Source organism: Pseudonocardia sp. TMWB2A, from assembly GCF_017312135.1.
Map to the genome: position 1 here is coordinate 4,808,441 of NZ_QKQY01000002.1, position 11,744 is coordinate 4,820,184.

Below are 11,744 nucleotides of genomic sequence, written 5' to 3' on the forward strand. Positions count from 1 at the left end.
CGGTCACGCGAACCGGCCGTGCAGGTACTTCTCGAACGGGCGGCGCCGGACCCGGCCCGCGGGCAGCGCGCGGTCGTAGAGCGCCGTGTACCCGGCGGCCAGGCACAGGTCACCGACCTCGGGCCGGCGCGGCCCGGCCGTCAGGTAGACGCGGCGGTAGCCGCGGGCGGCGACGGCGTCCTCCAGCTCGACCAGCACCCGGCGGCCCAGGCCGCGGCGCCGGTGCGACGCGGCGGTCCAGATCCGGGTCAGCTCGGCGGTGTCGGAGTCCCGCCGGCGGAACGTGCCCCCGGCGACGGGGTCGCCGCCGTCGAGCAGCAGCACCACCGGCCCCGACGGGGCGGCGGGGGCCGCGCCGTCGCCGTCGGGGCGGGTGCCGGGCCCGGTGGGCAGCGGGCGGACGAGCGGGTCGGTGTGCTCGACCCACCGGACCTCCAGTGCGGAGGCGGTGGGCGGGACGAGATGCGGTGCGGTCACGGTCGGGACCTCTCGGGTGCGGGCGCTGCCCTCGGGCAGGCGGGGACCGGCCGTCCACGTCGGGGGGGCGGTCCGGTGCGGGGCACGGGTGGAGAGGTCAGCGACAGAGCGCGGCGCCGGTGCGGCACAGGTCGACGTGGCGGCGCCGGACCCAGCGCAGCCGGATCCGGGCCCGCTGCCCGGAGTCGGGCCGGGGCGTCGCGTGGCGGTGGGCCATCGGGGTCTCCCATCGGACCCGGCGGTAGCACCCTGCCCCGGTGACGGGGCGGGTTGCTGCGGCGTCGACGAGCCGGGACTCTCGACCGCTCTGGATGGACTGCGACAACTGGAACCGATGTACCGATCGGGTGTCAACCCCCACGGCCCCGGGCCGGGGGCCCGGGGCCGCGGACGGGCCGGGACGGGCCGTCCGCTCGTGGGGAGCGCGGGCGGACGGCCCGTCGACGACGTGCGGCCGGGATCAGGCGGCGGCCTCCTTCACCGCGGCCCCGACCCGGGCCCGCAGCTCGGCGAACTCCGGGGAGCCGCGCAGCGCCTCGGCGTCCACACCGGACCGCGGCAGGTCGATCCGCAGGTCCAGCGCGATCCGGCCGGGGCGGGCGGTGAGCACCACGACGCGGGAGCCGAGGAACACCGCCTCGTCGGCGGAGTGGGTGACGAACACGCTCGTCCGGCCGGTCTCGTGGCTGACCCGGCGCACGTCGTCCTGCAGGCGTTCGCGGGTGAGCGCGTCGAGCGCGCCGAACGGCTCGTCGAGCAGCAGCAGGTCCCGGTCGGCGGCGAGCGCCCGGGCGATGGCGACCCGCTGCTGCTGGCCGCCGGAGATCTCCCAGATCCGCCGGTCCGCGACGCCGGTGAGCCCGACCCGCTCCAGCAGCCCGTCGCGGGCGACGGCCCGGTCGGACGGCGCGACGCCGGCGTACTTCAGCGCGAGGTCGACGTTGCCGCCGACGGTGCGCCACGGGAACAGCCGCGGCTGCTGGAACACCACGCCCGCGCCGACGCCCGGCTCGGGCGCCCGCCCGGCGACGGCGAGGGTGCCGTCGGTGGGCCGCTCGAACCCGGCGACCAGCCGCAGCAGCGTCGACTTGCCACAGCCCGACGCCCCGACCAGCACCAGGAACTCGCCGGGCCGCACGGTCAGGTCGAGCGGGCCGAGTGCCTGCACCCGTTCCCGGCGGCCCGGGTAGGAGTGGCCGAGCCCGGCCGCCGCGATCGCGGGTGTCCCGGCGCCGGTCCGCGCACCGGTGTCGGTGTCGGTGTCAGCCTGCGGCGAGGACATTCGGGAGCCCCTTCGTGTAGATCGCCTTCTGGAAGGTCGCGAGGTCCGGCGCGGCGGGGATCTGCTTCTGCCCGGCGAGGAACTGCGCGGCGCTCTGCAGATTCTGGGCGAGGTTGCCCGGGGCGCCGTCGGTGCCCAGCCACTCGGCAGAGGTCAGCTGCTGCGGGGACAGGAACACGCCCTGCTTCAGCTGGGCCGCGGCCTCCTCGGGGGTGGCGCCGATCTCGGCGGCGACGGCCTGCGCCGCGGCCCGCGGGTCGGTGCGCACGGTCTCCAGGGCGCGGGCCTCCACCTTGCGCCAGGCATCGACGACCTCGGGGTGCTGCTGCGCGAACGGCGTCGACACCACGCCCAGGTCGAGGGTCGGCTTGCCCGCGGTGGCCAGCTCGCGGCTGGTCACCAGCGTCCGACCGGTCTTGCGCAGCTCGTCGAGGGTCGGCAGCCAGGTGTAGACGGCGTCGACGTCGCCCCGCTCCCACGCGGCCAGCGCGGCCTGCGGCTGCAGGTCGACCAGCTGCACGTCGGCGGGCGCGAGGCCGGCCCGCTCCAGGGCGGCGAGCAGGCTGTAGTGCGAGGTCGAGGCGAACGCGGTGGCGATCCGCTTGCCGCGCAGCCCGGCCACGTCGGTCACGCCGGTGGCGTTGCGGGCGACGAGCGCCTCGTTGTCGCCGGCGACGTCGAGCACGAACGCGACCTGGTAGGGGATGTTCAGCGGGGCGGACAGGCCGCGGGCGACCGGGCTCGACCCGATCGCGCCGAAGTCGAGCTCACCGGCGACGAACGCGGTGTTGATGTCGGCGCCGGAGTCGAACTTCGTCCACTGCACGTTCCAGTCCGGCAGCGCGTCCTCCAGCCACCGGTTGTGCTTGGCGACCAGGTCACCGCTGGGGAAGCTCTGGTAGGCGATCCGGATCGTCGGCTTGCCGGAGTCCTGCCCGGCGGGACCGACGGCGCAGCCCGCGAGGACGGTCAGTGCCAGCAGGCCCACGAACAGCGAGGTCAGTCGGGTGCGGATGGTCATGCTCGTCCCCTCCACGGAACGGTGCGGCGCTCGACGGCGCGCAGCAGCGCGTCGATCACCAGGCCGGAGATGCCGATCGCGAAGATGCCCACGAGCACGACCGGGGTGTTGTTGTAGTTGCTGGCGTCCTTGACCATCCCGCCGATGCCGGGGATGCCGTTGAACAGCTCGGCCGCGACGACCGAGGAGTAGGCGATGCCGACGGCCAGCCGGATGCCGGTGAAGGTCTCCGGCAGCGCCGAGGGGACGATCACGTCCCGCACGACCTGGCCGCGGGTGGCGCCGAGCGCGCGGGCGGCCTCGACCAGCCCCAGCGGGGCGGCGGCGACCGCGGCGGTGGTGGCGACGGCGGCGGGCGGGAACGCGGCGAGCGCCAGCAGGGTGACCTTCGGGGCCTCGTCGATGCCCAACCAGATCACCAGCAGGAAGAAGTACGCCAGCGGCGGCAGCGCACGCAGGAACGTCAGCCACGGCTCGAGCACCCGGCGGACCCAGCCGACCGTGCCCATGAGCAGGCCGACCAGCACACCGGCGACCACACCGAGGACGACACCGGCCAGCACCCGGCGCAGGGTCATGTACAGGTGCTCCCACAGCAGGTAACCGCCGTAGCCGCGGGTGCCGTCGTGGGTGGTCGAGACCTCCACGAACGCGCGCCACACCGTCGAGGGGTACGGCACGAAGGTCTCGTTCCAGACCCCGCTCGCCGCGGCGACCTGCCAGACGGCGAGGAACACCAGCACCGACAGGAGTGGCAGAGCCGCCGTGCGGGGGTCGAACCGCAGGCGGCGTGGGGACGGGGGTGCGGCGCGGGCCGCCCCGGACGGGGTGTCGGTGGACGCGGACACGGTGGACCTCTCGGCGGGCACGGGGCGCGGACCGGCACCGGGGTGGTCGGGCCGGTGCGTCCGCGCGCGGACGGCGTGCCGGGCGGGAAGCGGGTGCGGCCGTCGGGCACGGGTGCGCGGACGAGGGCTCCGTCGTCGGAGGGCTCGCCGGTCTCGAGTCGGATGCGGGTCGCCCCCGCCCGGGGCCCACGGGAGCGGGGGCCGGGCGTCCGGCACGGCCGGGCGGGGCGGGCACGGTCAGCGGCGGCCGACCGTGCACAGGGGACACCGGCCGGACGTCGTCCGCCCCGTCGCCCCCTGCTGCACGATGCAAGAGGTACCGGACGGACGGTGCCCGGACAAGGACGCACCCGCTGTCACGAACACCACCCACCGGCTCCGTAACACCGGGCGCCCGGACGCGCCCTCCCGACCGGTGGGACGGGCCGCCGCTGTCCGGACCGTGGCCGGCGTGGGCCCACCAGCTGGACGGCGAGGCGGGCGTTCCTTGCCGCCACCGGCACCGGTCGGACACGATCGATCCCGTGACCGGAACCGCGCGCCTCGTCGCGCGCCTGCACGTGGACCTGGGGCGTACCCGGTCCGCGCTCTGTCGCTGACCCGTTCACCCCCTCGACCCGCGCCCCACCGTGCCCCGTCCCGCGGCGGTGCCGGTCGGCTGCGCGCCCGTTCCCACCGCACCGAACTCGTCCGGGAGGACACCCATGACCGCAGTCCGTCCGAAGCAGACCGTCGTTCCGTTCGTCGTGCACTCCGAGGGCACCGGGGTCTTCCAGACCCTGCGCCCCGAGGGCGACGCCGGGCACGTCTTCACCGCCGACGCCTACCCGGCCTTCGGCGGCGCCGACTCCGCGCCCAGCCCGCTGTTCTTCGCGCTCGGCGCCCTGACTTCGTGCAACCAGGTGACGGCGAGCCTGGTCGCGAAGGACCTGGGCGTCCGGCTGGGCCACTGGACGTTCGAGGTGCGCGGTGACCTCGACACCGCCGTGCTCGTCGGCGGCGCCGAGGGCAACGCGAACTTCGACCGGGTGCAGGTGCGGGCCACCGTCGAGACCGACGCGACGGCCGAGCAGTTCGAGCGGCTCGTCTCGGAGACCGCGCGGCGCTGCCCGGTCACCCAGCTGTTCGAGCGCAGCGGGCTGGAGTTCGTCAACGACTGGACCCCGGCCGCGCTGCCCGACGCCGGCTGAACCGGCGCGGCCCCGGCCCGGCCCCGGCCCGTACGACACCCGGGGCCGGGGCGGGGTCAGGCCGCGACGACGAACCCGGCCGCGCGGCCGGCGTCGGCGGGGCCCCACAGCGTCGTCGACACCTCGCGGCGCACCCGTGGCACCACCTCGGTCGCGAACCGGGTCAGCACCTCGTGCTGGCGCGCGTAGGGCAGCACCGGGTTGATCGACACCGACTGGACGTCGTGGCCGTAGGCGGCGTGGTAGTCCAGGATCTTCGCCGCGACCCGCTCCGGGCTCCCGACCAGCGCCGGGCCGTGCGCCACCGCCTCCTCGACGGTCGCGAACGAGGTGGCCTTGCCGGGGCGGTCGTCGCCGGCGTGCGCGGCGCGCATCTTCGCCGCGAACCCCTCGTAGACCGGGCGGTACTCGGCGATCGCCTCGGCGTCGGTGTCGGCGAGGAACAGCCCGCCCGAGCCGGAGCCGACGTAGCCCGACGCCGGGTCGTGGCCGTGCTCGGCGAGCTTCTCGCGGTAACGGTCGATGAGGACCTTGTAGTTCTCCCGGGGCTGCAGCGCGTTCGCGGAGAAGATCGGGTCGCCCCAGCGGGCGGCGAGGTCGACGGCGGTGGTCGAGGTCGCCGAGCCGTGCCAGATCCGGAACGGGCCCGCGAACGGCCGCGGGAACGTCGTCACCCCGGCCAGGTCGGCGTGGTGGGTGCCCGACCAGTCCACCCCCTCCTCACGCAGCAGGCGGCGCAGCAGCTCGTAGTTCTCGGCGAGGTACTCGTACTGGCGACCCAGCTCGAGCCCGAACATCGGGAAGTGCCGGTCCTCGTTGCCCTTGCCGATCACGATCTCCAGCCGGCCGCCGGAGAGCTGGTCGACCGTCGCGTAGTCCTCGGCGACGCGGACCGGGTCGAGCAGCGACAGCACCGTCACCCCGGTCGAGAGCAGGATCCGGGAGGTGGCCTGGGCGATCGCGCCGAGCAGCACGGTGGGCGACGACGAGACGAACTCGCCGGCGTGCCGCTCGCCGACGGCATAGGAGTCGAACCCCAGCCGCTCGGCGAGCACCGCGGTGTCCACCACCCGGCGCAGCCGCTCGTGGGTGTCGACGATCTCGCCGGTCACCGGGTGCGGGGCGTGCGGAACGATGTCGAGAACCTGGAACCTCATGGGAAGCACCGCCTCACGCGCGGGTGCACCGCACGCGTCGTCGCCGGAGGTGCCGGGTGGGGCCGGGCGCCGGCGGAGCGCGGGTGCGCCGGGGGCGTCGCGGCCGGACCGGGCCGCCGCGCGGGCCCGGTGACGGGCGGCGCGGCGGGGCGGCCGGCACGGGGACCGACGGTAGCAAGCCGTGCCGGGGTTGCGCCCCCGTCGTGGGCGGGGCGACGATCGGGGGGCGACCGGCGTCGCCCGGGCCGGACCTGCCCGCGGCGCACCGCCCGAGCCCGCACCCCGCTCCGCCCCGCGTCCCGCGCCGGGCCCGCCGGGGACGGACACCGTCGCCCGGCCCGGTCGTCGCCACCGCCCCGGGCACGTCCGGAGGTGTGCCGCCGTGCCCGTTCCCCTGTCCGTCCTCGACCTCTCCCCGGTACCGGCCGGCTCGACCGTCACCGACGCCCTGCGCGACACCCTCGACCTGGCCCGCTCCGCCGAACGGGCCGGCTACGCCCGGTTCTGGCTCGCCGAGCACCACCTCAACCCGGGCGTCGCGGGGGCCTCGCCCGCCGTGCTGATGGGCGCCGTCGCCGCCGCGACCTCGACGATCCGGGTCGGCTCCGGAGCCGTGCAGACCGGGCACCGGACCCCGCTGTCGGTGGTGGAGGACTTCGGGACCCTCGACGGTCTGCACCCGGGCCGGATCGACCTCGGCCTGGGCCGCTCCGGCGGGTCCCGGCTCCCGTCCCGCGAACCGGACGGGCGCGGCGACCGGGTCGTCGACGGTGTGCTGATCCCCGCCCCGGTGTCGCTCGCCGCGATCGCGTCCTCCCCCCGGTTCCGCGCCCAGGCGGCGGCGCTGCGCCAGCCCGGGGCCCAGGTGCCCCCGTACGAGGAGTTCCTCGACGCTGTCGACGGGCTGCTCACCGGCACCTGGACACCGGGCGGGGTGGAAGTCCGCGCCGTCCCCGGCGAAGGTGCCGCCCTGCAGACCTGGGTGCTCGGGTCCAGCGGCGGGGAGAGTGCCGTCCTCGCCGGGCGCCGCGGGCTGCCGTTCGCGGCGAACTACCACGTCAGCCCCGCGACCGTGCTCGACGCCGTGGCCGCCTACCGGCACGCGTTCCGGCCGTCGGAGCGGCTGGACCGCCCGCACGTGATGGTGTCGGCCGACGTCGTCGTGGGCCCCGACGACGCGCACGCCGCCAGGATCGCGGCGGGCTTCGGCCCGTGGGTGCACAGCATCCGCACCGGGGCGGGCGCCATCCCCTACCCCCGCCCCGAGGACGCCGACGGGTTCCCCGCCGACCCGGACCTAGTGACCGACCGGATCGCGACACGCCTGGTCGGCGGCCCGGCCACGGTCGCCGACGGCCTGGAGCGGCTGCGCGCCGTCACCGGGGCCGACGAGCTGCTGCTGACCACCATCACCCACCGGCACGCCGACCGGGTCGCGTCCCAGGAACTGCTGGCCGACGAATGGGCCCGCCGCGGCTGAGCTCCCACCCCGCGGGAGCCGGTCCGCACACCCCTGGTCACCCGTCCCGCAGGACGGACGTCGTTTGGTCACGGTACGGACGCCGTGGTCACCTGGACGCATGAGCACCGGTCGGCGCACCCCGTCACGCACGGTCGCCGTCGGTCCGGGCCGCGACCTCACCCGCCGCCGCCACGTGGATCTGCTCCGCCTCGCCGGCTGCACCTGTCGCTGACCGCGGCCGCCGCGCCGCCCCCGCCCGTGCCGCGGGCCGCCCGACCGGGGCCGCCGCGGCGTGCGCCCACCCCTGTCACGACCACGAGTCCCGGGAGCCCCCGTGTCCACGACTTGGACCTCCGCACCGGCCGACGCCGTCACGCCACCCGCCACCCCGTCACCACCCGGGCCCGCGGGCACCGCCCGCAGGCTCCGTCGCCGACCGGACCTGCGCCGCTGGATCTCCCCCGTCGCCCTGATCCTGCTGTGGCAGCTCGCGTCGTCGACCGGGCTGCTCGCCGAGGACGAGCTCGCCTCCCCGCTGCGGGTGGTGACCGCCGCCGTCGACCTCACCCGCAGCGGGGAGCTGCCCGAGGGGCTGTTGGTCTCGCTCGCCCGGGTCGCGACCGGACTGGTACTCGGCCTGGTCGTCGGGGTCGGTCTCGGCGTGGTCTCGGGGCTCTCGAACTGGGGCGGGCTGCTCGTGGACCCGCCGGTGCAGATGCTGCGCACGCTGCCGCACCTCGGCCTGGTGCCGCTGTTCATCCTGTGGTTCGGCATCGGGGAGCTGCCGAAGGTGCTGCTCGTCGCGCTCGGGGTGCTGTTCCCGATGTACCTCAACGTGCACGCCGGGGTCCGGGGCGTCGACCCGAAGCTGATCGAGGCGACCGCGGTGTCGGGGTTCACCCGGGCCGAACGACTGCGCCACGTCGTGCTGCCCGGCGCGATGCCGTCCACCCTCACCGGCCTGCGGCTGGCGCTGGGGATCGCCTGGCTGTCGATCATCGTCGCGGAGACGACCTCGGCCGACGCCGGCCTCGGCTACATGATCATGAATGCCCGGGAGTTCCTCCGTACCGACGTCATCGTCGTCGGGCTGGCGGTGTACGCGCTGCTCGGACTCGGCACCGACGCCCTGGTGCGCCGGCTGGAACGCCGCGTCCTGGCCTGGCGCCCGGCCGGCCCGGCGGGGGCCGACCGGTGAGCGCCCGCGTGCACGACCTGGTCCGCGAGTTCGACGGCCGCCGGGTCCTCGACCGGCTCGACCTCACCATCGGCGACGGCGAGTTCGTCGCCCTGCTCGGCCGCTCCGGGTCCGGCAAGTCGACGCTGCTGCGGCTGCTCGCCGGGCTCGACGACGCCTCCGACACCGGGGTCTCGGGCACGGTCGAGGTCCCCGGCTCGGTCGCGGTCGCGTTCCAGGAGCCGCGGCTGCTGCCCTGGCGCACGGTCCGCGACAACGTCGCGCTCGGCCTGCACCGCGATCTGGGCGGCGACACCCCCGCCGGGGTCGCCGACGCCGCGCTCGCCGAGGTCGGGCTGAGCGCCCGCTCCGACGCGTGGCCGCTGACCCTGTCCGGCGGCGAGGCCCAGCGGGCGTCGCTGGCCCGGGCCCTGGTCCGCGAGCCCGACCTGCTGCTGCTCGACGAGCCGTTCGGCGCGCTGGACGCGCTGACCCGCATCACCATGCACCGGCTCGTCCTCGACCTGTGGCGCCGGCACCGCCCCGGCGTGCTGCTCGTGACCCACGACGTCGACGAGGCGCTGCTGCTCGCCGACCGGGTGCTGGTGCTGGCCGACGGTCGGATCGGCGACGAGCACCGCCCCGGCGAGCGTCCCCGCGACCCGGAGCGGCTCGCGGCGCTGCGCCGCACCGTGCTCGACGAACTGGGGGTGGCATCGGATGCGGCGTGAGCGTCGCCGGCGCACCCCGCCCGCGGTCCCCGCGCCCTCCGCGGCGGGTGCGGCGCCCCCCTCCGGGGTGCGGCGCCGGGCCGCCGCGCTGGTCGTCGCGGTCGCGGCGCTGGTGCTCGCCGGTTGCTCGTCGGTGCCGGTGTCGCGGCCGCCGGTCCAGCCGCCGGTCGACCCGGCCGCGCTGGCCGGGGTGACCCTCGTCGTCGGGGACCAGAAGGGCGGGTCCCGGTCGCTGCTGCGCGCCGCCGAGCTCCTCGACGACGTGCCCTACCGCATCGAGTGGCGCACCTTCACCGCCGGTCCCCCGCTGATCGAGGCGGCCCGGGCCGGGGCGATCGACGTCGGCGGCACGGGCAACACCCCGGCGATCTTCGCGGCCGCCGCTCGGGCCCGGGTGCAGGTCGTGTCGGCCAACCGCGGCAACGTCACCAGCGACGCGATCCTGGTGCGCCGCGACTCCCCCGTCCGCACGGTCGCCGACCTGCGCGGGCTGCGCATCGCCGTCGGCAAGGGAACCTCGGCGCACGGGCAGCTGCTGTCCACGCTGCGCGCCGCCGGGATGTCCCTCGACGACGTCGACCTCACCTTCCTCGCCCCGGCCGATGCCTACGGCGCGTTCCGCCAGGGCGACGTCGATGCCTGGGCCGTCTGGGACCCCTACACCTCCCAGGCCGAGCTCGACGGCGGCGCCCGGATCGTCGCCGACGGCACCGGCACCGCGAACGGCTACGGCTTCCAGGTCGCGTCCAACGCCACCCTGGCCGACCCGGCGCGCAGCGCTGCGCTGGCCGACTTCCTGGCCCGGCTCGCGGCCGCGCAGGTCTACTCCGACATCCACCGCGAACAGCGCGCCCGGGTCTGGAGCGAGGAGACGACCATCCCGCTGCCGATCACCCGACGCGCCGTCGCGCGCGGCCCGGACCTGCCGATCCCGCTCGACGACACCGTCGTCGCCTCCCAGCAGACGCTCGCCGACGCGTTCTCCGAGGCCGGGGTCGTCCCGGGCCGGGCCGACATCGGCGCGTCCGTCGACCGCCGCTACGAGGCGACCACCCTGGCCGCCGCCCGGGACGGCATCCCGGGCACCCCCACCGACCGACGGACGGGAGCACGATGAGCATCGTCCCGCACTGGTTCCTGCCCACCTCCGGCGACGGCCGCACCATCGTCGCCCGCCGGCACGCCGACCGCGGCGAGGCCGGGACGACGGCCCGCGAGGCGGACATCGGCTACCTCGCCCAGATCGCTCGGGCCGCCGAGGCCCAAGGCTTCCACGGCGTCCTCACCCCGACCGGCACGTTCTGCGAGGACGCCTGGCTGACCACGGCCGCGCTGCTGCGCGAGACCCGCACGCTGCGCTACCTCGTCGCGTTCCGGCCGGGCGTGCTCTCCCCGACCCTCGCCGCCCAGATGGCCGCGACCTACCAGCGCGTCTCCGGCGGCCGGCTGATGCTCAACATCGTCACCGGCGGCGACGCCGTCGAGCAGCGCCGCTTCGGCGACCACGCCTCCCACGACGAACGCTACGCCCGCACCGACGAGTTCCTCACCGTGCTGCGCGGCGCCTGGGGCCCCGAACCGTTCGACTTCACCGGCGCCCACTACGACGTCGACGGCGCCACCACCCTCGCCCCGCCTGACCCGCTGCCGCCGGTCTACTTCGGGGGCTCCTCCGACGCCGCGCTACCGGTCGCCGCCCGGCACGCCGACGTCTACCTGACCTGGGGCGAGCCCCCCGCGGCCGTCGCCGAGAAGATCGGGCGGGTCCACAAGCTCGCCGACGATCTCGGCCGCACCCCACGCTTCGGCATCCGGCTGCACGTGATCACCCGCGACACCGCCGACGAGGCGTGGGCCGAGGCCGCCCGGCTGCTCGACGCGCTCGACCCGGCCGAGATCGAGCGGGCCCAGGCGACGCTGCGGTCCAGCCAGTCGGTCGGGCAGCAGCGGATGCTCGCGCTGCACGGGGGCTCGGCCGACGCGCTGACGATCGCGCCGAACCTGTGGACCGGGGTGGGTCTGGTCCGCGGCGGCGCGGGGACCGCGCTGGTCGGGTCGCACACCGAGGTGGCCGACCGGATCGCCGAGTACCACGAGCTGGGGATCGACGAGTTCGTCCTGTCGGGCTACCCGCACCTGGAGGAGGCCTACCGGGTCGGCGAGGGCGTGCTCCCCGAGCTGCGCCGCCGCGGCCTGCTGGCCGAGCCACCGCGCTGAGCTGCCGTACCGGTCCCGTGGCGCCCGGTCCGCCGGCGTCGGGCGCGGCACGCCCCGTCGGTTATTCCTGTTCGTGAGCTTCGTCGCGGATGATCCGTTCGGACGGTTCGTCCCCGGTAGGTTCATCGGTCGTGCCGACCGCCCCGTCGCGGCCGGTCGCACTTACCCGGTGCGGCCCGGTC

General features: G+C 76.2%; 12 protein-coding genes and 1 riboswitch. Of the genes, 7 read left to right on the top strand and 5 right to left on the bottom strand.

Annotated elements, in window-relative coordinates; translation table 11 throughout:
• Positions 1–3: 3 nt before the first annotated feature.
• The 4 genes from DMP17_RS37055 to DMP17_RS37070 form a co-directional block, all read right to left on the bottom strand.
• Positions 4–477 (bottom strand): GNAT family N-acetyltransferase, encoded by a 474-nt coding sequence (locus tag DMP17_RS37055; RefSeq protein ID WP_226357942.1) that lies wholly within the window; start codon positions 475–477, stop codon positions 4–6.
• Positions 478–687: 210 nt separating this feature from the next.
• Positions 688–795: riboswitch (SAM riboswitch) on the bottom strand.
• Positions 796–937: 142 nt separating this feature from the next.
• On the bottom strand, positions 938–1,759 hold the full coding sequence (locus tag DMP17_RS37060; RefSeq protein WP_226357943.1) for an ABC transporter ATP-binding protein: 822 nt from the start codon (positions 1,757–1,759) through the stop codon (positions 938–940).
• A complete protein-coding gene (locus DMP17_RS37065) occupies positions 1,740–2,780 on the bottom strand; it encodes a taurine ABC transporter substrate-binding protein (RefSeq protein ID WP_226357944.1) in 1,041 nt (346 codons plus the stop codon). The genes DMP17_RS37060 and DMP17_RS37065 overlap by 20 nt, the downstream gene beginning before the upstream one ends.
• A complete protein-coding gene (locus tag DMP17_RS37070; protein ID WP_226366334.1) occupies positions 2,777–3,628 on the bottom strand; it encodes an ABC transporter permease in 852 nt (283 codons plus the stop codon). Before DMP17_RS37070 ends, DMP17_RS37065 begins: the two co-directional genes overlap by 4 nt.
• 704 nt (positions 3,629–4,332) lie before the next feature.
• Here DMP17_RS37070 and DMP17_RS37075 point away from each other — a divergent pair.
• On the top strand, positions 4,333–4,818 hold the full coding sequence (locus DMP17_RS37075) for an OsmC family protein (protein WP_226357946.1): 486 nt from the start codon (positions 4,333–4,335) through the stop codon (positions 4,816–4,818).
• Between the two features lie 56 nt (positions 4,819–4,874).
• On the opposite strand, the gene DMP17_RS37080 is transcribed toward DMP17_RS37075, so the two are convergent.
• Complete coding sequence (locus tag DMP17_RS37080) at positions 4,875–5,975, bottom strand: LLM class flavin-dependent oxidoreductase (RefSeq protein WP_226366335.1); 1,101 nt, start codon at positions 5,973–5,975, stop codon at positions 4,875–4,877.
• Between the two features lie 382 nt (positions 5,976–6,357).
• Here DMP17_RS37080 and DMP17_RS37085 point away from each other — a divergent pair, with 382 nt between their 5' ends.
• The 6 genes from DMP17_RS37085 (at position 6,358) to DMP17_RS37105 (ending at position 11,562) form a co-directional block, all read left to right on the top strand.
• A complete protein-coding gene (locus DMP17_RS37085; RefSeq protein ID WP_226357948.1) occupies positions 6,358–7,455 on the top strand; it encodes an LLM class flavin-dependent oxidoreductase in 1,098 nt (365 codons plus the stop codon).
• 100 nt (positions 7,456–7,555) lie between these two features.
• Complete coding sequence (locus DMP17_RS46560; RefSeq protein WP_368858475.1) at positions 7,556–7,669, top strand: putative leader peptide; 114 nt, start codon at positions 7,556–7,558, stop codon at positions 7,667–7,669.
• Between the two features lie 102 nt (positions 7,670–7,771).
• Positions 7,772–8,635: an ABC transporter permease gene (locus DMP17_RS37090; RefSeq protein ID WP_374203912.1), complete on the top strand. Its 864-nt coding sequence runs from the start codon at positions 7,772–7,774 to the stop codon at positions 8,633–8,635.
• Positions 8,632–9,345: an ABC transporter ATP-binding protein gene (locus DMP17_RS37095; RefSeq protein ID WP_226357949.1), complete on the top strand. Its 714-nt coding sequence runs from the start codon at positions 8,632–8,634 to the stop codon at positions 9,343–9,345. Before DMP17_RS37090 ends, DMP17_RS37095 begins: the two co-directional genes overlap by 4 nt.
• Entirely contained in the window at positions 9,335–10,462 is a 1,128-nt protein-coding gene (locus DMP17_RS37100) for an ABC transporter substrate-binding protein (RefSeq protein WP_226357950.1), read from the top strand. The genes DMP17_RS37095 and DMP17_RS37100 overlap by 11 nt, the downstream gene beginning before the upstream one ends.
• Positions 10,459–11,562 (top strand): LLM class flavin-dependent oxidoreductase, encoded by a 1,104-nt coding sequence (locus DMP17_RS37105; protein ID WP_337831956.1) that lies wholly within the window; start codon positions 10,459–10,461, stop codon positions 11,560–11,562. Before DMP17_RS37100 ends, DMP17_RS37105 begins: the two co-directional genes overlap by 4 nt.
• Positions 11,563–11,744 lie beyond the last annotated feature (182 nt).